The following is a 24,860-nucleotide window of genomic DNA, read 5'->3' as shown; positions in this document are numbered from 1 at the left end:
CCCTGTAACTAAGGTTGCAGGGTTTTCTTGGTTTGCAGGGTTTCCTGTAATGCCATTGCCAGAAATTCCATCTCTACACCCGGCCGTTGCAAGCTAAACCTGACCGTCACGAAAATCCTTTTTGGCTGGCTTAACAGCAGCCATGAAACACCAACACACGTTTCCTTATTAAAAGGAACACGATATAGTTAAAGGGATAATTATTAGGTTTGATCCAGTTTTAGAAAATGGATATATTTAATTTATAATACCGCCTTAGAAAGATTATATTGATTTAAATCACAACTTGGTGTATAAGAATGTGATAATGAATATTTTTAAAACTGATTATGTGCAAATGTGTTAATATAATGAGGTTTGCCACATTATTTGGTTATCTTTGACAATAACAAATATATAAACACAACAATGAGTTTTTTTGCAGAAAAAAGAAGGGAAGTGATGTTGCATATTGAAAAATATATGCTGGAGATGATGGATACCTATCTTAAACCAATTGATACTAACTGGCAGCCATCTGATTTCTTACCGGATTCTACAAGCGAAACATTTTATCAGGATATTAGAATTTTAAGGGATAACGCTAAAGATCTTTCTTATGATTTAGTTGCTGTTTTGGTCGGTGATACCATTACAGAAGAGGCTTTACCAACTTATGAATCGTGGTTGGCCATGGTTGAAGGGCATAGTGGTGATGAGCAAGGTGGATGGATGAGATGGGTTCGTCATTGGACTGCTGAAGAAAATCGTCATGGCGATCTTTTAAATAAATATTTATACTTATCTGGCCGTGTTGATATGCGCCAGATGGAAATATCAACACAATACCTGATTGCTGATGGTTTCGATATTGGTACAGGACATGATCCTTACCGTAACTTTATTTACACCAGTTTCCAGGAATTGGCAACTAATATTTCGCACAGAAGGGTAGCTTCTTTAGCCAAAAAAGATGGGGATGCCTTGTTGTCTAAAATGTGCGGTGTAATTGCTTCTGATGAGGCGAGACATGCTAAAGCTTATAAGGATTTTATGAACCGTATTTTTGAGGTTGATCCTAATGAGGCTATGCTTGCTTTTGAAGACATGATGCGTAAAAAAATTGTAATGCCGGCGCACTTTTTACGTGAAGTGGGCTTGAAAATTGGCCAAACATTTGGTCATTTTACAGATGCAGCCCAACGTTTAGGTGTATATACTGCTGTGGATTATGTTGAAATTATGCAACAGTTAATTATCGACTGGAAAATTGAAGGCATGCGTGATTTAAATGAGGCTGGCGAAAAAGCCCGTGATTACATTATGAACTTACCTTCGCGGTTATTGCGCGTAGCTGAACGCATGAAAAACCCAACGATTGATTACAAATTTACCTGGATAGCAGGTTAAATATTTAACTCATATTGAAAGCCCCGATAAAATCGGGGCTTTTCTTTTATAAAGAATTTTTTAATAAATCACCAGGCCTTGAGTAGCAAGGTTGAACCCATTTTCGACTACTTGTTTTTGAGCCTTTGAATCCCAAAGTAATGGGTTCGTGTGGTTAAAGTGAATAAAATAAATTTTATTTTTTGTTTTTAAATCTTCGGCTTGAAATAACTTTTCAGTTTCCATAACCAAGGGGTGCGGAACTTCGCTCATTGATCTGTTCCCAAGTTCTGTATTGGCATAAAAGGTTGCGTCTATCATAGCAACATCTACGTTTTTTACTTCAGTTAGAATGTTTTTCTCCCATTTATTCCACTTGTCTACATCAGGGATAAAAAGATACTTTTTTGTTGGGGTTACAATTTTAAAGCCTGCAGTTTCTGAATATTCATCGCGATGTGGAACTGTAAATGCGGTTACAGCATTATTCATAATAGAAACTGGTTTATCTGGACTAAGTTGAATCAAATCAATATTATTGAGTTTTACCAATTGGCTCCATGGACCATTCTGCTCTAAAAATGATTTTAATTTTGGGAGCACGTATACTTTAAGCTTATTCGTAGACATTACTTCACGACCGAATTCCATTAAGCCAGTATAATGGCCTATGTGCGCGTGCGTAATAAAAACACCTTCAGGAAGGTAGGGGTATTGCCCCTTGGTTTGCAATTTAAAATCCTGAAACTGTTGCTTAATATCTGGCGTAGCTTCAAATAACCACCACTTTTTATTAACAGGATCAACCAGGGCTAAAGAAACTACATTTTTTCTCAATCCTGGATTTTTCCACGCCATTTTACAACAGTTCTTCTCACAGCCCATGTGTGGGTAACCGCCATCCTGAGCTATACCCAGCACAATAATATAATTAGACTTAGGCTCTTCTGCCGACCATACTTTTGTTTGCAGCATTAAGAACAATAATGCAATAATTATTTTTCTAAAAGCCATTTTACATGTTTCTACGGTATTGTCCACCCACTTCGTAAAGTGCGTTGCTAATTTGTCCTAAAGAACAAATTTTGCAAACTTCCATCAATTGTTCGAAAATGTTATCTCCTGCAACTGCTGATTTTTGCAATGATTTTAATACGGTTGAAGTTTTATCTTCATTTCTATTTTGAAACTGTTTTAGCGCTTCAATCTGGTATTGTTTTTCTTCTTCAGTTGCTCTGATCACTTCACCGGGAACAATAGTTGGCGAACCATTTTTATTAAGGAAAGTATTAACACCAACAATAGGATATTCTCCAGTATGCTTTAAAGTTTCGTAATACAAACTTTCCTCTTGTATTTTACCACGTTGATACATGGTTTCCATAGCACCTAAAACACCTCCACGATCATTAATTCGTTTAAACTCGGCCAATACTGCATCTTCAACTAAATCAGTCAGCTCTTCAATAATGAAAGCGCCTTGTAGAGGATTTTCATTTTTAGCTAAACCCAGTTCGCGATTGATGATTAATTGTATGGCCATTGCACGGCGAACAGATTCTTCAGTAGGGGTCGTAATGGCTTCATCGTATGCATTGGTGTGCAAAGAATTACAGTTATCGTAAATGGCATAAAGTGCCTGTAAAGTTGTTCTAATATCATTAAAATCAATTTCCTGCGCATGGAGTGAACGTCCTGAGGTTTGAATGTGGTATTTTAATTTTTGCGAACGATCGTTTCCTTTGTATTTGTTTTTAATGGCTTTGGCCCAGATTCGCCTTGCAACACGACCAATTACTGCATATTCGGGATCTATACCATTAGAGAAGAAGAATGAAAGGTTAGGTGCAAAATCATCAATGTGCATGCCTCGGCTTAGATAATATTCAACAAAAGTAAAACCATTACTCAAGGTGAAGGCAAGCTGAGAAATTGGATTGGCACCAGCCTCGGCAATGTGGTAACCTGAAATGGATACAGAATAGAAATTTCTTACTTTTTCGTCAATAAAATATTTTTGAATATCGCCCATCATGCGAAGCGCAAATTCTGTAGAAAAAATACAGGTATTTTGAGCCTGGTCTTCTTTTAAAATATCGGCCTGTACAGTTCCTCTTACCGAACTAATGGCGTAAGCCCTTATTTTAGCATAAACATCAGCCGGCAAAACCTGATCTCCTGTAACACCTAAAAGCATTAACCCCAAACCATTATTACCTTCAGGAAGCGTGCTATTATACGATGGTCTTTCCATCTTTTTAGCTTGATAAATACCATCAATTTTGGCTTTTACCTCTTCTTCCAATGCATTTTCGATAATGTATTTTTCACATTGCTGATCAATAGCTGCGTTCATGAAAAAGCCTAAAAGCATTGGTGCAGGACCATTTATGGTCATAGATACCGATGTTGAAGGCGCGCAAAGATCAAATCCTGAATACAGTTTCTTTGCATCATCTAAAGTGGCGATGCTAACTCCTGAATTGCCAATTTTACCATAAATATCAGGACGGATATGTGGATCTTCTCCATACAAGGTTACTGAATCAAATGCTGTAGACAAACGGTGCGCCGGTTGTCCTAACGATACATAATGAAAACGTTTATTTGTTCTTTCCGGTCCGCCTTCTCCGGCAAACATCCTGGTTGGATCTTCTCCATCTCTTTTTAAAGGGAATACACCCGCTGCATAAGGAAATTCGCCCGGTAGGTTTTCGGTTAATAACCAACGAAGGATATCTCCCCAATCTTCATATCGTGGCAAAGAAACCTTCGGGATATTTAACTTGGAAAGAGATTCGTAGTAAAGCGGTTGTTTAATTTCCTTATCCCGAACTTTATAAATAAAAAACTCTTGCTTGTAACTTCTTTTCGTTTCGGGCCATTGACGGAGCAACCGTCTGCATTCGCCATCTAATTGCTCTTCAAAAAAGGAATAGGCATCTTCCAGTCCATCGGCGGCAGGGAAGGATGTTCCGGTTTTTTGTAAGCTGGAGTCGTTTAGCAAATCGATTACGCCTTTAAGCTGATACATTTTGCGGGCAATACCAGCCTGCTTGTCTACCCATTCATTATAGCTTTGACTTGCTTCTGCAATTTCTGCCAAATACCTGATGCGATCTGGCGGAATGATATAAATTTTTTCAGACTGATCGGCGGTAAGCTCCATTTTTGCATGGAAATCGGCACCTGTTTTAACTTTAATTTGATTCATTAAAGCAACAAACAGATTATTCATTCCGGGGTCATTGAATTGTGATGCCATAGTTCCGTAAACAGGAATTTCTTCGTCTTTAGCATCAAAAATATTGTGGTTGCGTTTGTATTGTTTCCTTACATCACGCAAGGCATCTAATGCACCTCTTTTATCGAATTTATTAATGGCTACCAGGTCGGCAAAATCGAGCATATCTATTTTTTCCAGTTGGGTTGCGGCCCCAAACTCTGGCGTCATTACATACAAAGAAACATCACAATGTTCGGTAATCTCTGTATCAGACTGGCCAATACCGGAAGTTTCAACAATAATTAAGTCGTAACCCGCTGCTTTACAAATGTCGATACTTTCCTGTACGTTTTTAGATAAAGCTAAATTAGCCTGTCTGGTAGCTAAAGAGCGCATGTAAACCCTGGGATTGTTAATGGCATTCATGCGGATACGATCGCCAAGCAAAGCACCTCCTGTTTTTCTTTTAGAAGGGTCAACAGAAATAATGGCAAGCGTTTTATCTTTAACTTCTACTAAAAAGCGTCTCACCAACTCATCTACCAACGATGATTTACCAGCCCCACCTGTTCCGGTAATGCCTAAAATTGGCGCTTTATTATTCTTTGATATTTTTTTTAGTTCATCCACAAAGGCTTGTGCACCTTCAGGATCATTTTCTGCAACGGTAATGGCACCTGCAATTGCTTTTATGTCTTTTTTCGGAATGGTTTTTAGTTCTTCCGTTATGCTGGTTTTGGTTACGAAATCGGTTTGGCGAAGCATATCATTAATCATGCCTTGCAAACCCATTTTTCTTCCGTCATCGGGAGAATAGATTTTAGAAATCCCGTAGGCTTGTAGTTCTTCAATTTCGACAGGTAGAATAACCCCTCCGCCACCGGCAAATATTTTAATGTGTCCTGATCCCCGTTCCTGTAAAAGATCGTACATGTACTTAAAATATTCAATGTGCCCGCCCTGATAGGATGTCATGGCTATACCCTGAACATCTTCCTGTATGGCACAATTCACAACTTCATCTACAGAACGGTTATGTCCTAAGTGGATCACTTCGGCTCCTGATGATTGAAGAATACGGCGCATAATGTTGATGGTTGCATCATGACCATCGAAAAGCGATGCAGCTGTTACAAATCGGATTTTGTTTTTAGGCTTATATATTTCTACTTGTTGCATGTTAAAGGATTTTAAGCATCAGCATATAAACATTACTGATCCTTGTTTCCAAATATATTTGGTAGGTACAAATGTACTAAAATAAGTAGTTTACCACAGCGAATACCCTAAACCATTATGGCTTTTGGTTCACTATATTTCCTGGCCAAATTGCAATAAATAGCCATTGTTATCATATATGGCAAACTCTCTCATGCCGTATTCAAACTCCTCAATTGGATAGCAGACTTTACACTTATCTTTTAAGAACTCCCAGAGGATATCCACTTCGTTAGTGTTGATGTATAATGAACCACTCATGATGGATTTGGGCATATTACGATGCGCGTTGGGGGCGCTGAACATAATTTCTATTTCATCCTTCACAAGGATTAGCCAACTTAAATCATCGGATTTAGCGTCACAATTAAAATCTAAAACCTCTGTGTAGAATTTTAGCGTAGCTGGCATATCATGAGATTCCAGCATCGGAGTAAGTCGGTTTGCTATATATTTCGACATGATATTAAAATAAAAAAACTATGCCTTATGGGGCATAGTTTTAAAATTATTTGTTTGTGATTTCTGTAATGGGTTCTCCAACGCAGCCGCTCGGCATTTGAATGTGGAGTAGTGCAGCCAAAGTTGCTGAAATATCCGTCATGTAGTGCGTTTTATTAGAGGCGCCTGGTTTAATTCCCCAACCCATAAATACTAATGGAATATGCGAATCGTAAGGGTTCCAGTTGCCATGGGTAGTACCTGTTGGGCCGCCATTAAACCAGTTTGGATTCAGAATGTAATAGATATCGCCACTTCTGCGGGCGTTATATCCATTTGTAATCATTGTTTTCTGAATTTGTTGTAAAGTGCTTGATGAGATTTTAGAAATGTCAACTGCATTTGCAAATCCATCTAATCTTTTAAGAAATTCAACAGATGCAGCTTTAATTACATCAAAACTTACAGTACCGTTATCGGTTTTATCATGGTCAAAAATGATCTGGTTATTTTGAGATTTTAAAACGATGTTGTTCACCTTAAATTTATCATTCAGGTAAGCATTTAATTTGCTGGCAATTTCTTTATCGCTAACTACTCCGCCAGGTAATTTATTCTCCTGCATAAAAGCCGGAACGTGTGCTGCACCGTGATCTGCAGTTAAGAAAACCATGTAGTTTCCTTTACCAACTTTTTTATCAAGGTAATTGAAAAACTCTTCAAAATCTTTATCTAAACGTAAATAAGTATCTTCGGCTTCAATAGAGTTTGGACCATAAGCATGACCTACATAATCGGTAGCAGAACAACTAACGGCTAAAAAATCGGTAATATTATCCTGACCTAAATCTTCTGAAAGAATAGCCAGTTTAGCTAAATCAAGCGTAATGGTGTTGCCGTAAGGTGTACTTCTGATGGCATCGAAATTACGATCAACGAACTGAGTAAGATTATGGGGGAAAGTACTGTTTTTTCCCTCGTATGCTTTTTCATCGCCGGTGCTGTTCACATAGGTGTTAATTGGGTAAAGTGTTTCCCAGTTTTTAGCATAAAACTTGTTTGCAAGTTTCAGCTTATTATAATCTGCTATCCAGGTTGGAACTTCTTTCATATAATAGCTACTGGTAATCCAGTTGCCGGTGCTGCCCTGATACCAGTAAGCTGCATTTGCCGCATGGCCTGCAGGAAGAATAGAACCTCTATCTTTTAGCGAAACCCCAATTACTTTTCCTCTGAAATTGGTTGCCAGTCTCAATTCATCAGTAATGGTTGTTGTTAACATATTTTTAGGCGACATTTCTCCCTCCGAAGAAGGCGTGCTGCCAACAGTTACTACCGAAGTATCCTGCGTGCAATACATATTCTTTTTTGTCTCCGGGTCGTACCAATCGTTACCAATAATACCATGAACTGCAGGAACTGAACCTGTATAAATACAAGTGTGGCCGCAAGCAGTATAAGTTGGAGTATAAGGAATGTAGGTGTTTTCAACAGAAAAACCGTCGTTAATTAACCTTTTAAAACCACCGTTCGTATATCGGTTGTAGTAACGGTATAAATAATCCCAGCGCATTTGATCTACAACTAAACCTACAACTAACTTCGGACGGGCGACTTCTGCCGGATAAGTTTTGGGTTGTGCAGCAACTGTTTTTTTCGTTTGTCCGATGGCTACTGAAAGCGAAAAAACGGAAAGAGAAAAGAATAAGTAAGCGGTTTTTTTCATTCTATTGTATGTTATTATATAGTGGTTAAAAGTAATTGGCGACTTAACAAGTGGTTATTTACTTTTGTTAAAAGGCTAAAGTAACAACTTTTGGATGAAGTATCTTTGAAGTTATTGTAAAGATTTTATATCGATTCTGCCACCACAAAGGTACTTCCGCCAATAAAAACTAAATCTTCTTTTACTGCATTTGAAACTGCAGCTGCCTTTGCTTCTGCAACTGAATTAAACACATCACCCTTTAAACCAAATGCCGCTGCCTGTTGCCTTAGTTCATCAGCAGCCAGGCCTCTTTCTAAATCAGGTTTACAAAAATAATAAGTCGCTTCTTTGGGTAATAAAGACAGTACTTTTGAAATGTCCTTATCTTTTACCATACCAAATACGAAATGTAAATTTTTGTAGGGTGTTAAACCAATATTCTTAACAACTTCGGTTATGCCTGCTTCGTTGTGCCCGGTATCACATATGATTAATGGATTTTTACCAAGCGTTTGCCATCTGCCTTGCAGGCCTGTTAGTTTTTTAACTTGCTTAAGTCCATTGTAAATACCTTCAGTATTTGTTTTTATTTGTGTTTTTTGATTTAATATCTCTAAAGTTTCTAATACAGTTATGATGTTTTTGGGCTGATAAATTCCAGTCAGATCACTTTGGAGCTTATTGTACTTTAAATCATTTTCGTGGTAAACAGATAAAGAAAGCTTGCCGTTTTTTACAGCTATATTTTTAGCTTTTAGCTGCTGATCTGCAAAAATAATTTCTGAACCGGTTTCTTTAGCTTTATTTATAAATACAACGCTGCTTTCATTTTGCGTTTCGCCAATTACAGCAGGAATGCCTCTCTTGATAATGCCAGCTTTTTCTCCGGCAATTTCAGTTAAGGTATTGCCAAGCATATTGGTATGATCCATACTAATATTCGTGATTACCGAAATTTCAGGTGTGATTATATTTGTAGAATCTAAACGACCACCTAAACCAACTTCAATAACAGCAATGTCTACTTCGTGTTTGGCAAAATAATCGAAAGCCATTGCAACTGTAACTTCAAAAAATGAAGGTTCTAATTTTTCGATCAGTTGTTTTTGCTGCTGCACAAAGGAACAAACTTCGGTTTTAGCCATCATTTTCCCATTTATACGGATACGCTCACGGAAATCTTTTAAGTGGGGGGAAGTGTATAAGCCTGTTTTATAACCCTGTGCTTGTAAAACTGACGCCAGCATATGCGATGTTGAGCCTTTGCCATTTGTGCCAGCTACGTGTATGGTTTTGAATTTGTTTTGCGGATTATCTAATGCTTCGCAAAGGGCTATAGTGTTGGTTAGATCTTTTTTAAATGCCGATGCACCTACACGGGTAAACATTGGTAGTTTAGTGTATAAAAAATCAAGCGTTTGCTGGTAGTTCATAATTATGCTTCAAATATAAGCCGACAATTATTATTATGGAACAAAATGAGAGAGATTTTATAGTATAATAGACGAACACAGACTTAAGTAGACCTTTAAAATTTTTAAGGGTTCCCCAAAGAGGATTAAAAATCCTCAGCTCATACGATCAGGAAAATATTTCCTGACTAACTACGCCGAGTTTGGTGATGCATCAATCAGTTCGATAATGATAAGATGGGTATTTATTTTCGTTTTGTTTTTTTGCGATGGTACTGAACCACATACCATGGGGAAGAAGATATGTGTTTTCATGGCTTTAGAGATATTGTAATAGGCAGGAGAAATAACCAGAAATTGTTAATGGCGTAATGGTAAAAAAGAATAAAAAACAACTTAATTTTTTGAGCAATAATCTGACTATATTTGGCCTTTATATTAACAGTTCTCTTCAATAGTGATCAATAAATTTAGTTTAGTACTCATCGTGCTTCTTGTCTGTTTCTTCAAGCTAACGGCACAAACTTTCTATGTAAGCTCTATAATTAATCCGAATTACGCTCCTGGTGGAAGTTGTATTTATAAAGTAGAAATTACAGATGAAGGAGTAAAATCGACTAAAATAACAGATTGCGCACCTGGCGATCAGTATTTTTCAATCGCTATGAATAGGGATAATCTGTTTTGGCTCGGAAGTTCTGGTATCTATGCTGCAGATGTGAAGGAAAGCAGCATAGAAAATTGCAGGCGCTTATTTCCGAGTATGGCTTATTCAAATTCGCTTACACTCGGTTCCGATAATAAATTATATTATTGCTCTACTTTTCTATTTGCTACCGATATCAATAACGGAAAAACAGATATTTTGGGGCCGCTCAATTATTTTCCGATGGGCGATATGTGTTTTTATAAAAAGGAGCTTTATATGGCGGCGGCTCAAGGGATAGTTAAGGTAAATATTAAAGAACCTAATAAAAGTACACTCCATATTCCATTAACAGATAATAAGCTGGTTTATGGAATCGTGAGCGTTTCTAAGGGCCTTAGAAAAAACACTGTTTATGGATTGGAAAATGTTAATAATTCTCAAACCAACATTATTGAATTTGATATAGAGAATCAAAAAGTAGTTGGTGTTGTAGGTACACTTCCTTACACCGTTTTAGACGCGGCAAGTATGGTGGAAGATGGTAGTATAATAGGAATAGAATTGGATAAAGTGGATATCACACAGGACTGCCTCACGGGGAACACCGCAAACGTAGATATTCTTACTGCACCACATATTGAAGATTTTACCTATACCTTAAATGGTGTTACCAATACAACGGGTAAATTTGTCAGTTTACCAAAAGGACAATATACACTTTCCATTAGTTCCGCATCGGATGCATACACCACAACAGTAGATGTTCCTGAATTTAATTTAATAAAACCAGATTATAGCTGGCAAATCAAAAATCAGCTTTGCGAAACCCTTGGTGAAATTACTTTTAAAACACCTGAACAAAGTAGCACTTACCAGATTAAATATGAGGGGAAGTTGTTTCCGTTAAATAACACCTTTTCTAATTTGATAAGTGGTAAAACATATCATTTCGAAATTATAAATAAAAACGGATGTAAGGTTGATGATTTAGATCTTGTTGTTGGCAAGGATAAATGTAAAATTCAATTTGATAAAGCGGAGGTAGTGCAACAATGCGATGTTTACCATAAGGGGGTAATTACTGTTTTAACTAAACCACATACTGCTGCCTACACTTATACCTTAAATAATAATATAACAAATGCGACGGGAATATTTAAAAATTTAACTCCCGGAACATATAATATTAAAATTATTTCTGATGAAGATGAATTTGAAACTACTGCAATTGTACCCAATTATAAACAATTACAACCTCAAATCACTTTTACAAAAGTCAATCCTGTCTGTGTCTTAAAGGGCAGTATTAAATTCGATCCTGTTTTGGGAAGTGAATCTTATAAAATAAAGTTTAAAAATGATATTTTACCATACGATCATTTATTCAATAATTTAGAGATTGGAAATTACCATTTTGTTGTGATTAACAAGGATGGGTGTTTAATAGATGAGTATGATACCGAACTGGTTTATGAACCTTGCCCAATTGTTATAAATGGGATCGAAATACTTGCCGAATGTAATGTGCTCAATAAAGGCATTATCAAAATTAATTGCCCGCCCATTCCAGAGACATATACTTTTATACTTAATAATACAGTAATCAATAGCTCAGGGGTTTTTAATACGCTTAGTCCCGGTAGCTATAATATTGAAGTAAAGGCTTCAGGTGGTGCTCCATCAACATACAGGACTGTTATAGTTCCGGATTATTCTTTAACCAAGCCGTTTACTATAGTTAATGCCAAAAACCCTGTTTGCGATTTAACTGGTGAAATTTCATTTTCTATTGGCAATCGTTCTGCAGATTATAACATTAGGTATAACGGCGTAGTTTATCCTGGTAATTATGTTTTTTCTAGTTTATATGAGGGCAATTATACATTTTCAATATTGAAACTTAACGGGTGTATTGTAGATGAGCTTAATGTCATTTTAGAAACTGAAGCTTGTAACGACGTTGAGTTCCCGAGCGCTTTTAGCCCTAACTGGGATAATGTAAACGATAGTTTTAAAGCGAAAGAAGGAAGTAGGGCCTTTAATTTTCAGCTGCAGATTTTTGATAGGAGAGGGGTAATTATCTTTTCTGCAAATAAATTATACGATGCCTGGAATGGAGATTATAAAGGTCAACCAGTTCCTGTAGGTACTTATTTTTGGATTGCATCGTTTACCACGCAAGAGAATAAAAGAATAACCAAAAAAGGATCGGTAACCTTAATTCGATAATTTATTTAATGCTATTGACTTGAAGTTTTTAGGTAAACTTGATAGATGCAAATGGCATATATGAAAAAGGGCGGATGATTATCCGCCCTTTTTCATATATTTTAAATGCTTATTACTTCACTTTAAAGTTAAATACTACAACCCCAGTTTGGTTGTCGCCACCAACATCAGATTTACTTAATGAAGATTTTAATACAGCCTGGATACATTTATTAACCAATTCAGTATCTGTAATGGTAGAACCTCTTAATTCCTGATTTGCCCTGGTAATATCTCCTGCTTTGTTGAAATAGATTCTGATGGCAATTTTTCCGGTCTTCTGCCCGTCATCCTGCGGAATCACCAAATTAGAAAACTGGCGTAAAGCAATAGGTTTATTTCCAAATCCGGAACCACCTTCGCCATAATTATTGGCTAAAGGATCTCCGTTAACCGAGCCCTGGTTACCAGGTGTATTTCCTGTTCCATCACCACCACCCTGGCCAGTGCTTTTTTTACCTTTATACAGGGCATTCTGGTTAATAGCCGGTTTAGAAGGTTTCTCTTCTGTTGCAGTGGTTGGGGTTGTTGTTTTTACTTTAGTAGGCTTGGTATTTACCGCAATGGCATCTTCTGTATTTTGCGTCTGTATGTCCTTATCGCTTGATTCTACAGAAGTTTTTGGCGTTACCTTTTCTTCGGGTACAACCTTATCGGGTACCTTATTATTTGCATTCGGATCTGCAGAAGGTTCTTCTATACTGGTATAATCATCGCCCATACCCTCAGCAGAAGTTCCATAATTTACAACCATACCACCCATACCCAATTCTTCAGGTGGCTGGAAAGAACCAATCACAATAAAAAAGCTAATCAACAATAAAAACCCCATAATTCCACTGGCTATAGCAATGGCTTTGGGATAATTATTTTCTTCGCTGGATATGTTTTGTGCTTTGTAGTTCATTATTTTTTAGGCTCAACGGCTACAACAAGTTTCAACTTTAATTTATTGGCAATATCGTTTACCACAAATCCATCCTGATAGGTCACATTACGCGATACATATAAAAGAATGGTCATATCTGGTGCCGATTTTTGATAGGCTTCTAACGTTGGCTGCAATTCTGCAATGCTAACCGGTTTTTTATCTACAAAATATTTCAAATTTTCGTCTATCGTTACGGTAACTGCTTTTTTGGCTGTAGATTGTTGTCCACTTGATGATTGAGGCAATAATAACTTTACCACGGTAGGATTTACGACTGCAGAAGCCAACAGGAAAAACAGCATCAGGAAGAACATAATATCGTTTAATGCCGATGTATGTACTTCTACACTTCCTTTTGTTCTTTTTCTTAAATTCATTATTTACCTGGTTCTTCTAATAAGTCAATAAAGTCAATTGCATCGGTTTCCATTTTAAGAATGATTTTTTCGACCATAATGTTTAAAATGTGGTATAAAACATAAGCGATGATACCAATAATTAATCCGGTAGCCGAGGTAATCATTTTTGTATAGAGACCTCCCGAAATGGTGCCAATTTCAATAGCACCTTTAATAGATACCTGGTGGAAAATGGTAATTACCCCCACAATTGTACCTACGAAACCAAGCATAGGTGCAATACCGGCAACAATACCTAATATACTAATGTTCTTCTCTAATTTAGAAACCTCTAGTTTACCTACGTTCTCAATAGCACCTTCAATATCTTTAATCGGGCGACCAATACGTTTTAGTCCTTTTTGCAACATGCGCGAAAGCGGAGAATTGTTGTTCCTTAAAAGCGCCGTGGCACCATCCAAATTACCAGATTGAATGTACTGTCTGATTTGGACCATCAGGTTAGATTCGTCTTTAGTTGATTTTCGAATGGTTAAGTAACGTTCAACAAAAATAATTAACGCTAAAAAGGCTAAAAAAGCCAGCGGGATCATTACCCAGCCGCCTTTAAAAAGCAAATCAATAAAATGAAGTTCGGGAGCTGGCTGGCTTAAATTAGAATTAGCCGCATTTAATGTGTCTTGTAATGCTTTTGAAGTATCCTGAATGGTTAATAGTGTAATCATTATTGTGTGTTGTTTATCTGTTGTATGTAAAGTCCTATAATGTTTGTTTTTTCTGCTAAAATTTGTTTTTGTGCTTTTGCCTCTGCTTCTGTTTTAAATGAACCTAAACTCACTTTAATTAACTTGCCTGGCATTCCGGTTATTATTTTAGCCGCTATTCCATGTTTTTTCATCGACTGAACAAATTGTTCGGCTCTTTTTGTTGTTTTTACAGAGGTTCCAATAACTTCAAACGTAACCGGACCTGCATTTGGTATAGGGGCAACAGCAGATACTGGTGTTTTGGCTTTTTTTGTGGTATCTGTTTTTACCGTTTTTGCTGCGTTTACCTGGTTAGCTTTTAAAATACTGTCTGTTTTAGCAATAGAATCCCGTTTAAATTTGGCACTGTCAATAACCACTTTGTTGGTGTCAATCGTTGCAGCTGGTTGAGTTTCTACTGTTTTAGATTGCCCAAATAAATCAGGTTTAATATAATACGTTACTCCGACAATAATAATCAGGATAATAACTGCAATTAATACCTTTAGCCATGTAGCCATGCGCTGCTTTGCATATTCAGGGTTTATAGGGTCATGGCCGAAACGATTAGGATGTTCAGCATGTTGTTCCTTTATAAAGGCGGGCGCCTCATGGACAATTTCCTCTTTAGGAAGTTCTTCATGTAAATTGATATAGGTTTTAGGTACTTCAACTTCAGAAACCGGTATTTCTTCTACATGCTCTTCAATAGGTTCAGGGCTTGTTGCTTGCAGGTGATCTTCTTCTGATTCAGGCTTATGTCCAAAACGATCGGGATGTTCTTCGTGTTGCTCCTTAATTGATTCGGGAACTTCTATTTCGTTTTCTGCAGATTTTTCTGAATGTTTTAACGTGTTTTTTAAATCATCGTTTACTTCATCCAATTCTACATTCTCTATTTGCGGAACAATTTCCGTTGGGTTATGGTTTTCATTTGCAGCAGGGGCCTCGGCTATTTCTTCATAAACATCATCTTCTGTTAAAGAAGAAATAGGTAAATCGGCTGTCTTTTGTATTTTGGTATCTGCTTCGGCTAAAGATGGAAGCCCGAAAAATTCTGATCCGTAATTAATGTTTTTCTCTGCCTCAAAAGTTAGCCCTTCATGTTCGGTATAAAATAAACGACCCAGGTTTTCAAAATTTGCTTCATGCGCCAATTCAAGTTTTTCATTGGTTTCTACTACAAACTGATCAATGTAGTATTGTGCGCTTTCAACTGAGATATTCCTTTTGGAAGAAATAAATGTAGCCAGCGCATTTTCTTCTTTAAGCTCTTTTGTAAATTGAAGGGCGTAAGCGGGTGGTAAAAAAGATTGTTTTTCTTTATCGTACCTGCCTGGAAATTTCTTTTTATAAAAAGTACCCAAGCCGGTAATACCAACTTCTTTGCTTTGTTGCAAGAGCTCTAAAAGGTATGATAAGATATCCATTCGGGTAAAATTAAGCGTTTTAAATTTATAACTATGCGTTTAGACTATATAAAACGCTACTTTATACTATTGTTTTTAAAATGAGGCTGTTTATTTTCAACAATGAAACTGTTTAAAGGATTAATTTACTCCATTTTTATGCAATTTCAAATATAGCAGATACAAAGATAAAAATGGTATTGTTCTAAGCAAATTACTGTAAATGATTAGAATAGATTAACGGTTGCCTTTAAGGTTTTATTTTGTGCTGAAATGTGGCTCAAATTATATTACTTTTTCCATTACCATAAGTTCTATAGCTTGCTTTGGTTCTCCAAAACGGCCCTGTGTATTTAATGGTTGAATTTCGCCGGTAAAAGAATAACCACGGCGCTCGTACCAGCTAATAAGTTCTTTACGGGTTCTAATCACCGTCATGGTAATGGTATGGCAATTTAACTGTTTTGCAACCCCTTCGGCTGCTTCTATTAATGCCCTTCCAACGCCATTGCCCTGCAAAGTTGGCACTACGCTAAACATGCCCAGGTATAACTTCGGCGTTTTAAGCTCGAGGTAAACACAGCCTATAATCTGGTTCGTATCGTTTGTGTATTTGAGTATGGTAATGTTATCGTTGTTCAAATATTCAGTTAACATTTCTTCATCTATCCTGATTCCATCAATAAGATCAGCTTCTGTTGTCCAGCCTTTTTTTGATTCATCGCCACGATAGGCGCTGTTAACAAGTTTGTTTATTTCTGATATATCTGATGACGTAGCTTTGGTAATGGACATAAATATGATTTAAAAAGCAAATTTAATATGAAATGGATTTTTAAACAAAGGCACAAAGGATATAAAAAGGCCAATCTTTTAGGTAGAAGATTGGCCTTTTTGTATTGGAAAGATTGTTTCGTACACTGTTTTCGCGATAATATTAAAACGAGTAGCTAAGGCCTCCGAAAACATTAATGCCATTTACCTGATAATAAAGGTATCTGCTGTAGTTTTTGTTTAAAAGATTATTGGCTTTTGCAAAAACAGAGAATTTATTATTGATGCGGTATTCTGCTCCTAATCCTAAATCAACATAACCTTTAACATTTACAATAGATTCTATTGAAGGGTTAGGCACAATATATTGTGCAGCTGGTACCGGATTAGCAGTATAAATTTTGGCTTTCACATCATCCTGGATTACAACGGCAGCATTAAAACTTAATTTTTTATTATAAGTGTAATTAAAGTTCGAACTTACTTTTAAGCCTGGTTTAAACCAGCTGTAAGTTTCTGCAGCAGGCTTATAGTCATCTACATTTAACTTACCCGTCCATTTTAATGCATTGCTTACCTGTACAGAAATTTCACCTTCTAAACCGGTTACTTTGGTTTTTCCGAAATCGTAGATTACATCAAATTTATTAAAATCGGTAAAGTTATTTACAAACAGTGGCATATCATCTATTTGTTTAATATAGAAACGTGCTTTATAGCCAAAGCCCGGGCCGCCTGTACCTTTAATACCTGCGCTAATGCTTAACTTTTCTACGGTGTTTTTAATCAGGATATTGCTATTTAACCATGGGTTTTCATCAGTTAAACTTTTTAATGAATTTCTGGTTACATCGCCTTTAACCTCTCCAAATACCTGTAAATAATCAGGGATTAAAGTAAAGTCAGCAGTTATGGCAGGAAAGATTCTTGAACTGCTGGATGCACCAAACTCCTGTACAAAATTAACACCTGCAGTAATTTTAGCGCCTTTAACCTGTAAACGGATGTAAGGATTTAAGCGAAGTAAATTGTTGCCTACACTGGTTAAAGCATCTTTGGTATTCCCAAATTCAGCTGCTGCCGCAAGGCCAAGATTTAAAGAACTGATGCGCTTATTTAAATATCCATTTAAAGTAATGTAATTTTCTTTTGCACTGTATTTATCACTCCAAACATAGCCATTGGCTTTAAGGGCGTAACTTAATGCATCTTCATCCTCGGTATAGTTTTTAACCAATTCTCCTTCTGCTTCAAACAGGGTTAAGGCTTGTCTTTCAGGATTAGGGTTAAGCGTAGGCCGGGTATCGTCAATGCCATAAAAATACAAGCCATTACGTTCAAAATTAACACGTCCGCTTACGGTGTTCTGGTCTAAAATACTGCGTCCAAATATGCTTAATTGCTGGCTGTTGCTATTTTGTTTATTTAGCTTGCCTTCCTGGCTGAAGTGTTTAAAATAACCACCAACCTGCAAACCTTCATCTTTACCCATGTTAATGTAAACCTCGCCCAATAAAGTTCCTAAATTACCAAAGCCTCCCTTAATGTAATTGTTTATTAATTCGGTTTGTTTTTCATCAGCAAGTTGTTGTGCCTGCAATTTTTTAATATCGCTGTTTAATTCCAGTTTCCTGTCGGTAATGCTGTAGTTAAGCTTAGCTTTATAGATTTTGACATCGTTTAAATCCGGGCTTCTTCTTAGTTTTACAGCTTCTGCCAAAATGGGTTTATAAGGACGAACAACTTCAATTTCTTCGTTTACTATTGATTTTTCCTCTGTTTTTTTCTCCTGAGCCTGAACGGTCATCATTCCGGCAGCTAAAAAAAACAGTGAACAATATATATATTTAATCGACTTCATAATTCTACTTCTTCTGGTTAAGTTTTTCAAGTTTCTGTTTGGCCGTAGGGATAATGTCATCCTTGCCATCGTAATTATCAATAATGCTAAGAAGCGTACTTTTTGCCTGTAAATTATCTTTTAAAGCCACATAGTTATCAGATAACAGGATAAATGATTTGGCAACCCAATAATCATAAGAAGGCATGTTGTTAATCAAATCGAAACAAGTTTTTGATGAGGTTTTGAAATCTCCTTTGGTGTATTGGAGTAATGCCAGGTTATATTTAGCTTCTGCAGCTGCAATAGTTTTAGTGCTGGCAACAACATTTTTAAAGGCGGTTACCGCGCTTGTAGTATCACCTTTTAATAAATAAGCTTTACCAGAAAATAAATCCGAACTGTTTTTCTCTTCTTGCGAAGCCTTTTCTGATTCTTTGGTTAAAGCCGCATATTTAAGCATATCATCAGGCAGGTTTAAAGCTGTATATGCTTTTAACAAATTGTTGATGGCATAACCATAATGCGATTTATAATCGGTTGTGGTTTCTAATCTTTTTAAATAAACAATAGCTTCATTATATTTTTTCTGATCTAAAAACACCTGAGAAATGCTCAATAAAGAACGTTCAGTATAATCACTTGTCCAGTCATTTAAAATAAATTCATAATCCGGAATTGCTTCATCAGGACGTTTTAATTTTACCAAAGATTCTGCACGGATAAATTTAGCTTCCTTCTCGTGGATAGATTTTGGAAATTTATCGAAATAAGCATTTATGGCTAATAAGGCACCACTTGCATCGCCTTTTAAGTATAAATTATTGGCTGCACTGAATACAATATTATCTTGTTCTGCATTTGAATAATTACCCAGTGGGGTAGTGCCTGCATAGGCAATAAACCCGTTGGCATCACCACGGTCAACATAAATATTCTTAATGGATTCTAAAGCTTGTTTAGCTTCATCAGCACTTGGATAATCCTGGATTACTTTTTTGAAAGAAGTTAAAGCAGCATCATCCTGGTCCTGGTTATACTGAACAAGGCCAATGGTAACCAATGCTTTTGGAACGTAACTGCTCCGTGGGTATTTAGCCACCAACTCAACCAAATCTGATTTAGATTTATCGAAATCGCCTTTATTAAAATAAGTATAAGCCGTTTCAAAACCTGCATCATCAGCATAGTTAGAGTTAGGGAACTGTTTCAATAAACTTTGCATAGTTGCAATTTTAGTGTCGTATTGATTTTGCAGCCCCTGGATCATTCCTTTTTGGAAAAGGGCATAATCTTCAGCAGTGGTTTTGCGACTGATGATTTTATTGTAATTTGCCATTGCATCGCCATAGTTCTTGTTTACAAAATAAGAATCGGCTAAACGGATGGTTGCATCATCAATTGTTTTTTGGTCTTTATCGTTTCCGGCTAAGAATTTTTCAAAATAATTTGCAGCCTTGCTGTACTTTTCGTCTTCAAAAGCGGCATAAGCCAAAGCATAGTTGGCGAAATTATAAACACCCGTTTTATCTGCATCAGGCATTTTTAAAAACTTTTCGAAAGTTGAAACCGCTTCTCCATACTTACGTAATTCGTACATCGATTCTGCTTTCCAGTACATGCTTAAAGCACTGATTTCATTATCTTCAGGAAATTTCTCCGAACGCAGAAACATAGATAAAGCATTTGGAAATGCCCTTTCGTTATAAAATTCAAGACCACGGAAATAAGTTACTTTTTGAAAAGCTTCCCTTGCTTCTAAAGTTTTATTTGGAATAGGCTCTAGAATATCTACGGCAGCCTGATAGTTTTTTGTCGTTAATAAAACCTCACCCAGTAGGGTTTTGGCTTCGTTAAGCTTTTTCGAATTAGGGAATTGCTTTAAGAAATTTTGTGTGGCATCCAAAGCCTGCTGATGAAATTCTAACTCATAGCTTAATTTTGCATAATTTAACCAGGCATCTTCCTGGATGGCTTTATCAAAATCTAAACGCGAAGCCCTGAAAAAAGCACTTTGTGCCTTTTGTTTATTGGCCAGCTGGATAAAAGCCTTACCCAAGGTGTACATACCATTTTGAAGGTAAACATCATCTGAGTTTAATTTTTCTAAAACCGCTACAGATTCTTTGTATTTCTTATTCTGAAATAAAGAGTAGCCATACTGGTAAATAAATAAATTATTTTTGGTCTCGCTTTGGTCTTTAGCGTAAAACTCTGTGAAATATTTCTCAGCATTTTTAAATTCGGATTTTGCGAAATAAGACGCCGCAACCAAACTCAACATTTCAGGTTCGAATTGTTGTTTGGTTTTTTGCATCGCTGGGATGGCATAGCTAATTACGTCATCGTAACGCTCATCCAGATAATACATTGAAGTGATGTAATACGGGTAACTGGCTTCGTAAGTTGGCGAACCTTTTAACTTTTCGAAGTTTGCCAAAGCCGTTTTATATTCCTTATTCAGGTAATTGATATAAGCGAAATAGTAAGTAGCACTTTCCTGAAAATCGCCGCTTTCTTTTTTAACTTTTTCAAATAATGGCTCAGCCTTATCGTAATCTTTCAATTCGAAATAAGTATAACCCTGTTTAAACTGGTATTCTAAGCGTTGCTTGCCCGAAAGGGTAGAAGGATCTGTTTTTTCGAACCATTCTAAAGCCTTTTTATAGTTTTTTTGGTTGAAATAAGTTTTTCCAACATAAAAATAAGCCAGTTTAGTGTTCGGATTTAAAGGATAATCGCGGATAAAAGACTGAAATAAACTCTCCGCATCACTGTTGGTTAACTCTAAAGCACATACGGCAGCATAAAATTTTGCATTTTCTTTTAATAACGACAATTCAGCATTGCTCTCTGATTGTGTTGAAGGTTTAAAACGTTGCAGTTCAACTAATTTAAATTGTTGGGCAGCTGCAGTGTACTTTTCTTTGTCTAATAATTCTAACCCGGATTGATAGTTTTTATTGAGGTTTTGCACAGCGCTTATTTGCGCATAACTGCTAAAACTTCCTGCTAAAAGTAGCGGAATTAGTAAATATTTTTTTTGCATCGGTTTCAAATATGGTTGGTACTAAATTATAAATAGTATCAAAGTTTATCAACATAAGTAATTAACATCTGTTAATAACACAACTTTAACGAAGGGATTTTGGAATTGGTATGATGAAAATGAGAATGTGTGAAACTATTAAGTAAATGGTCTAATTGGCTAATTATTTGATCCGTCCCCCTGAATTTATTTCAGGGTATTTCCTGCTAAAAAAAGATGCTGAAATAAATTCAGCATGCCGATACATTTAGTGGTATAGAAAGGTAATTTTTCTAAATTAATCATCGAACCCAGGTTAACGGTTTGAATTTACAGTTTAAACTTACGACGGTAGACTTAAAATACTCAATTTCAAATTTAGCCCTGGCTTGCCAATAAATAAAGCACTGCCATTCTAACCGCTACACCATTTTCTACCTGTTCTAATATGATGGATTGCTTGCTGTCGGCTACATCACTGGTAATCTCTACACCCCTGTTTATCGGGCCAGGATGCATAACGATAATTTCCTTATCGAGGTTATCCAGAATTTGTTTATTTAGGCCGTACATCATTGCATATTCCCTGAGAGATGGGAAATATTTAATGTCCTGACGCTCCAATTGGATGCGAAGCATATTTGCTACATCACACCAGTTCAGTGCTTTAATTAAGTTGTGCTCAACCTTTACTCCAAGTTGATGGATGTGTTTCGGGATTAATGTAGTAGGACCGCATACCATTACTTCGGCACCTAAACGTTGCAAGCAAAGGATATTGGAAATGGCAACCCTCGAATGCAGGATATCGCCCACGATAACCACTTTTTTCCCGGCAACATCGCCAAGTTTCTGGCGGATAGAAAAGGCATCTAATAAAGCTTGTGTGGGATGCTCGTGTGCACCATCGCCTGCATTTACAATTTGTGCTTTTACGTGTTTGCTTAAAAACTGTCCGGCACCGGCATAAGGATGACGCATCACCACCATATCTACTTTCATAGATAAAATGTTGTTTACGGTATCAATCAGGGTTTCGCCCTTACTTACTGAAGAGGATGATGCTGCGAAATTGACTACATCGGCTGAAAGCCTTTTCTCCGCAAGTTCAAAAGAGAGTTTGGTGCGTGTAGAGTTTTCAAAGAAAATATTGGCAATTGTAATATCACGAAGTGAAGGCACTTTTTTAATAGGCCTGTTAATCACTTCTTTAAAATTATCTGCAGTTTCGAAAATCAATTCTATATCATTCCGGTTAATATCTTTAATGCCTAAAAGATGTCGGGTTGATAGTTTGTCTGCTGCCATTTTTTCTGCTATTGCTTATCTGATAATAATAAAACCTTGTCTTCACCTTCTTCGTTTGCCCAACTTACTTTTACTTGCTGAGAATTTAAGCTATCTACCTGATGCCCAATGTAATCCGGCTCGATAGGTAAATGTCTGCTAAACCTGCGGTCAATTAAAACCAACAATTCAACTTTCTCTGGTCTGCCGTAAGCCAATAAAGCATCAAGTGCCGCTCTAATGGTTCTTCCAGTCCAGAGTACATCGTCAATCAGGATCACTTTTTTGCCTTCAATGATAAAATCAATAGAATTACTGCTGGCCGTAACCAAACCATCTTTTCTCCGAAAATCATCTCTGAAAAAAGTAATATCAAGGTTGCCCTTAAGTATTTTCTTATTTTTTAAAATGTTTTGAAGTTCAGTTTGAATGCGGTCTGCTAAAAAGATTCCCCTTGGCTGGATGCCAATTAAAACGGTATTCGCAAAATCGTCGTGGTTTTCAATTAACTGATGGCAAAGCCTCTTAATTGTAATCTGTATTTTTTGTCCGTCAAGAAGTGTTTTCTTTTGCATTGAAGAAGGATTGGGCAAATATAGAAAAATGTTTTAAGCTTGGAAAGCCGAATTTGAAATTAGATAATCATTAAGCCCAAATATCGTTTGCAGAGGTCAGGATAATAGGTTTATCGCCTGTAACCATAATTGTATGTTCGTGCTGCGCAACATAACCACCTTTATTTCCCGTTAGTGTCCAGCCATCGTTCTCAGTTTCAGCAATGCTCGATGCTGTAGAGATAAACGTTTCAACGGCTACCGTTGTATTTTTTCTGAACCTGTCGTGATTGTATCTGTCGTAATAATTGGCAATGTCGTGAGGCGCTTCATGTAAACTTCTGCCAACACCATGGCCAGTTAAATTTTTAATTACACGAAAACCTGATTTTCTCGCTTCAGTTTCTATTAATCTTCCAATTTCAGCAATGCGAACACCACCTTTAATGTTATTTATGGCTTTTTTTAAAATCTCCTTAGAAGCGTTAACCAATATGTTGTGGTGGTGTAGATCTTCACCCAGCACAAATGAACCACCATTGTCTGACCAAAATCCGTTCAATTCAGCAGATACATCGACGTTAACCAGGTCGCCTTCTTTTAAGATTTTCTTATCAGTTGGAATACCATGTGCAATCTCATTATTGATGCTGATACAAGTCCAGCCTGGAAAATTGTAAGTTAAGCGCGGTGCAGATTTTGCTCCGAAATCTTTCAGGATTTCACCACCAAAATCATCAAGTTGTTTAGTAGACATGCCCGGTTTTGCGAAATTGCGCATTTCTTTCAGGGTATAAGCAACAGCTTTGCTTACCTGTTGCATGCCGATTAATTCTTCTTCTGTAGTGATTGACATAACTTTTAATTTAATGCGAAGATAGAGATTATCGCTAATAAATTAGCTAACTTTATAGGTGTGATGTCTCAGAATCCGGTAATCTTTTTCGATGGAGTTTGCAATCTTTGCAATGCTTCAGTGCAGTTTGCAATTAAACATGACAAAAAAAATCAGTTTAAATTTACGGCCCTGCAAGGAGATTATGCAAAAGCTACCTTGCCCGCTTTTAATATCGATCTGACAAAAATTAATTCCATTATACTTGTAGAGGATGATAAGCTGTATACAAAGTCATCGGCTGCATTAAGAGTTGCTAAACGGTTAAATGGTTTATGGCCTTTGCTTTATGGGTTTATAATTGTACCCAAATTTTTAAGAGACTGGTTTTACGACATCATTGCACGTAACCGATATAAGTGGTGGGGCCGACAGGAGAGTTGCTGGGTACCTACGCTGGCACTGAAAAGCAAATTTTACCCTTGATTTTCTTCTTGGTTTTTATTGCGCGGTTTCCAAAGCCAAAGTGATAAAATAATTAAAGGAATACAGATGCTTAGTGCAATTACAATCATAATGGCTTTTTGCTTAACCATATCTGGCTCAGTAGAAGTAAAAACGTATACTGTTTCTTTTAGTGCAAAAATTGTAATAATGGTGCAGATTACTGCAAATACTTTCCTCATGGTTTAATTTTATGCAAAGATTGCATTTATTTTTAAAAGTTTATAAACAGGGTTTATATTTTTACCGCACAAAGATGCCAAATAAAAAGGTCAGCTGGATTATTCCAAACTGACCTGATTA

19 protein-coding genes are annotated in these 24,860 nt (G+C 36.6%); 3 read left to right on the top strand and 16 right to left on the bottom strand.

Translation table 11 applies throughout. The annotated features are described in order from the left end of the window. Window positions 1–408: 408 nt before the first annotated feature. Window positions 409–1,389, top strand: a complete 981-nt coding sequence (locus R2Q77_RS20510; protein ID WP_316805577.1) for an acyl-ACP desaturase — start codon at window positions 409–411, stop codon at window positions 1,387–1,389. 60 nt (window positions 1,390–1,449) lie between these two features. Here R2Q77_RS20510 and R2Q77_RS20505 read toward each other — a convergent pair whose 3' ends face one another. The 5 genes from R2Q77_RS20505 to R2Q77_RS20485 all read right to left on the bottom strand — a co-directional run bounded on the left by R2Q77_RS20505 (window position 1,450) and on the right by R2Q77_RS20485 (window position 9,394). Beyond that, window positions 1,450–2,382 (bottom strand): MBL fold metallo-hydrolase, encoded by a 933-nt coding sequence (locus R2Q77_RS20505; protein WP_316805576.1) that lies wholly within the window; start codon window positions 2,380–2,382, stop codon window positions 1,450–1,452. A gap of 1 nt (window position 2,383) precedes the next feature. Beyond that, entirely contained in the window at window positions 2,384–5,773 is a 3,390-nt protein-coding gene (locus tag R2Q77_RS20500) for a methylmalonyl-CoA mutase family protein (protein WP_316805575.1), read from the bottom strand. A 132-nt stretch (window positions 5,774–5,905) separates the two neighbouring features. Further along, a complete protein-coding gene (locus R2Q77_RS20495; protein ID WP_316805574.1) occupies window positions 5,906–6,274 on the bottom strand; it encodes a VOC family protein in 369 nt (122 codons plus the stop codon). 46 nt (window positions 6,275–6,320) lie between these two features. After that, on the bottom strand, window positions 6,321–7,979 hold the full coding sequence (gene pafA / locus R2Q77_RS20490) for an alkaline phosphatase PafA (protein WP_316805573.1): 1,659 nt from the start codon (window positions 7,977–7,979) through the stop codon (window positions 6,321–6,323). Window positions 7,980–8,104: 125 nt separating this feature from the next. Continuing rightward, complete coding sequence (locus tag R2Q77_RS20485) at window positions 8,105–9,394, bottom strand: folylpolyglutamate synthase/dihydrofolate synthase family protein (RefSeq protein ID WP_316805572.1); 1,290 nt, start codon at window positions 9,392–9,394, stop codon at window positions 8,105–8,107. A gap of 436 nt (window positions 9,395–9,830) precedes the next feature. Here R2Q77_RS20485 and R2Q77_RS20480 point away from each other — a divergent pair, with 436 nt between their 5' ends. Further along, the gene (locus R2Q77_RS20480) at window positions 9,831–12,251 is read left to right on the top strand and encodes a gliding motility-associated C-terminal domain-containing protein (RefSeq protein ID WP_316805571.1); all 2,421 of its coding nucleotides are present in this window, start codon (window positions 9,831–9,833) and stop codon (window positions 12,249–12,251) included. 112 nt (window positions 12,252–12,363) lie between these two features. Here R2Q77_RS20480 and R2Q77_RS20475 read toward each other — a convergent pair whose 3' ends face one another. The 10 genes from R2Q77_RS20475 to map all read right to left on the bottom strand — a co-directional run bounded on the left by R2Q77_RS20475 (window position 12,364) and on the right by map (window position 24,074). Next, a complete protein-coding gene (locus R2Q77_RS20475; protein WP_316805570.1) occupies window positions 12,364–13,197 on the bottom strand; it encodes an energy transducer TonB in 834 nt (277 codons plus the stop codon). Further along, window positions 13,197–13,598, bottom strand: coding sequence for a biopolymer transporter ExbD (locus R2Q77_RS20470; protein ID WP_316805569.1), 402 nt, complete (start codon window positions 13,596–13,598; stop codon window positions 13,197–13,199). The genes R2Q77_RS20475 and R2Q77_RS20470 overlap by 1 nt, the downstream gene beginning before the upstream one ends. Then, window positions 13,598–14,305 (bottom strand): MotA/TolQ/ExbB proton channel family protein, encoded by a 708-nt coding sequence (locus R2Q77_RS20465; RefSeq protein WP_316805568.1) that lies wholly within the window; start codon window positions 14,303–14,305, stop codon window positions 13,598–13,600. The genes R2Q77_RS20470 and R2Q77_RS20465 overlap by 1 nt, the downstream gene beginning before the upstream one ends. Then, window positions 14,305–15,756 (bottom strand): SPOR domain-containing protein, encoded by a 1,452-nt coding sequence (locus tag R2Q77_RS20460; protein ID WP_316805567.1) that lies wholly within the window; start codon window positions 15,754–15,756, stop codon window positions 14,305–14,307. The genes R2Q77_RS20465 and R2Q77_RS20460 overlap by 1 nt, the downstream gene beginning before the upstream one ends. 264 nt (window positions 15,757–16,020) lie before the next feature. Beyond that, complete coding sequence (locus tag R2Q77_RS20455; RefSeq protein ID WP_316805566.1) at window positions 16,021–16,530, bottom strand: GNAT family N-acetyltransferase; 510 nt, start codon at window positions 16,528–16,530, stop codon at window positions 16,021–16,023. Window positions 16,531–16,672: 142 nt separating this feature from the next. Beyond that, window positions 16,673–18,370: a TonB-dependent receptor gene (locus R2Q77_RS20450; RefSeq protein ID WP_316805565.1), complete on the bottom strand. Its 1,698-nt coding sequence runs from the start codon at window positions 18,368–18,370 to the stop codon at window positions 16,673–16,675. Between the two features lie 4 nt (window positions 18,371–18,374). Further along, window positions 18,375–21,398, bottom strand: a complete 3,024-nt coding sequence (locus tag R2Q77_RS20445; RefSeq protein WP_316805564.1) for a tetratricopeptide repeat protein — start codon at window positions 21,396–21,398, stop codon at window positions 18,375–18,377. A 357-nt stretch (window positions 21,399–21,755) separates the two neighbouring features. Next, on the bottom strand, window positions 21,756–22,685 hold the full coding sequence (locus tag R2Q77_RS20440; RefSeq protein WP_109932580.1) for an aspartate carbamoyltransferase catalytic subunit: 930 nt from the start codon (window positions 22,683–22,685) through the stop codon (window positions 21,756–21,758). Between the two features lie 8 nt (window positions 22,686–22,693). Next, on the bottom strand, window positions 22,694–23,239 hold the full coding sequence (pyrR, locus tag R2Q77_RS20435) for a bifunctional pyr operon transcriptional regulator/uracil phosphoribosyltransferase PyrR (protein ID WP_316805563.1): 546 nt from the start codon (window positions 23,237–23,239) through the stop codon (window positions 22,694–22,696). A 70-nt stretch (window positions 23,240–23,309) separates the two neighbouring features. Continuing rightward, complete coding sequence (map, locus tag R2Q77_RS20430; protein ID WP_316805562.1) at window positions 23,310–24,074, bottom strand: type I methionyl aminopeptidase; 765 nt, start codon at window positions 24,072–24,074, stop codon at window positions 23,310–23,312. Between the two features lie 63 nt (window positions 24,075–24,137). Between map and R2Q77_RS20425 the strand changes: the two genes are divergently transcribed. Then, window positions 24,138–24,539, top strand: a complete 402-nt coding sequence (locus R2Q77_RS20425) for a thiol-disulfide oxidoreductase DCC family protein (protein ID WP_316805561.1) — start codon at window positions 24,138–24,140, stop codon at window positions 24,537–24,539. On the opposite strand, the gene R2Q77_RS20420 is transcribed toward R2Q77_RS20425, so the two are convergent. Then, complete coding sequence (locus tag R2Q77_RS20420) at window positions 24,530–24,739, bottom strand: hypothetical protein (RefSeq protein WP_316805560.1); 210 nt, start codon at window positions 24,737–24,739, stop codon at window positions 24,530–24,532. The two genes, R2Q77_RS20425 and R2Q77_RS20420, sit on opposite strands and share 10 nt — an antisense overlap. Between the last annotated feature and the right edge of the window lie 121 nt (window positions 24,740–24,860).

The organism is Pedobacter nototheniae, from assembly GCF_032678625.1.
GTDB lineage: Bacteria > Bacteroidota > Bacteroidia > Sphingobacteriales > Sphingobacteriaceae > Pedobacter > Pedobacter nototheniae_A.
The sequence above is the reverse complement of the archived record's forward strand: the minus strand, read 5'-3'. Positions and strand labels throughout refer to the sequence as shown.

Bases quoted from the DNA above. Each gene is read 5' to 3' on its own strand.
- R2Q77_RS20510 (WP_316805577.1), top strand. From the start codon at position 409: ATGAGTTTTTTTGCAGAAAAAAGAAGGGAAGTGATGTTGCATATTGAA.
- R2Q77_RS20505 (WP_316805576.1), bottom strand. From the start codon at position 2,382: ATGGCTTTTAGAAAAATAATTATTGCATTATTGTTCTTAATGCTGCAA.
- R2Q77_RS20500 (WP_316805575.1), bottom strand. From the start codon at position 5,773: ATGCAACAAGTAGAAATATATAAGCCTAAAAACAAAATCCGATTTGTA.
- R2Q77_RS20495 (WP_316805574.1), bottom strand. From the start codon at position 6,274: ATGTCGAAATATATAGCAAACCGACTTACTCCGATGCTGGAATCTCAT.
- pafA (WP_316805573.1), bottom strand. From the start codon at position 7,979: ATGAAAAAAACCGCTTACTTATTCTTTTCTCTTTCCGTTTTTTCGCTT.
- R2Q77_RS20485 (WP_316805572.1), bottom strand. From the start codon at position 9,394: ATGAACTACCAGCAAACGCTTGATTTTTTATACACTAAACTACCAATG.
- R2Q77_RS20475 (WP_316805570.1), bottom strand. From the start codon at position 13,197: ATGAACTACAAAGCACAAAACATATCCAGCGAAGAAAATAATTATCCC.
- R2Q77_RS20470 (WP_316805569.1), bottom strand. From the start codon at position 13,598: ATGAATTTAAGAAAAAGAACAAAAGGAAGTGTAGAAGTACATACATCG.
- R2Q77_RS20465 (WP_316805568.1), bottom strand. From the start codon at position 14,305: ATGATTACACTATTAACCATTCAGGATACTTCAAAAGCATTACAAGAC.
- R2Q77_RS20460 (WP_316805567.1), bottom strand. From the start codon at position 15,756: ATGGATATCTTATCATACCTTTTAGAGCTCTTGCAACAAAGCAAAGAA.
- R2Q77_RS20455 (WP_316805566.1), bottom strand. From the start codon at position 16,530: ATGTCCATTACCAAAGCTACGTCATCAGATATATCAGAAATAAACAAA.
- R2Q77_RS20450 (WP_316805565.1), bottom strand. From the start codon at position 18,370: ATGAAGTCGATTAAATATATATATTGTTCACTGTTTTTTTTAGCTGCC.
- R2Q77_RS20445 (WP_316805564.1), bottom strand. From the start codon at position 21,398: ATGCAAAAAAAATATTTACTAATTCCGCTACTTTTAGCAGGAAGTTTT.
- R2Q77_RS20440 (WP_109932580.1), bottom strand. From the start codon at position 22,685: ATGGCAGCAGACAAACTATCAACCCGACATCTTTTAGGCATTAAAGAT.
- pyrR (WP_316805563.1), bottom strand. From the start codon at position 23,239: ATGCAAAAGAAAACACTTCTTGACGGACAAAAAATACAGATTACAATT.
- map (WP_316805562.1), bottom strand. From the start codon at position 24,074: ATGTCAATCACTACAGAAGAAGAATTAATCGGCATGCAACAGGTAAGC.
- R2Q77_RS20425 (WP_316805561.1), top strand. From the start codon at position 24,138: ATGTCTCAGAATCCGGTAATCTTTTTCGATGGAGTTTGCAATCTTTGC.
- R2Q77_RS20420 (WP_316805560.1), bottom strand. From the start codon at position 24,739: ATGAGGAAAGTATTTGCAGTAATCTGCACCATTATTACAATTTTTGCA.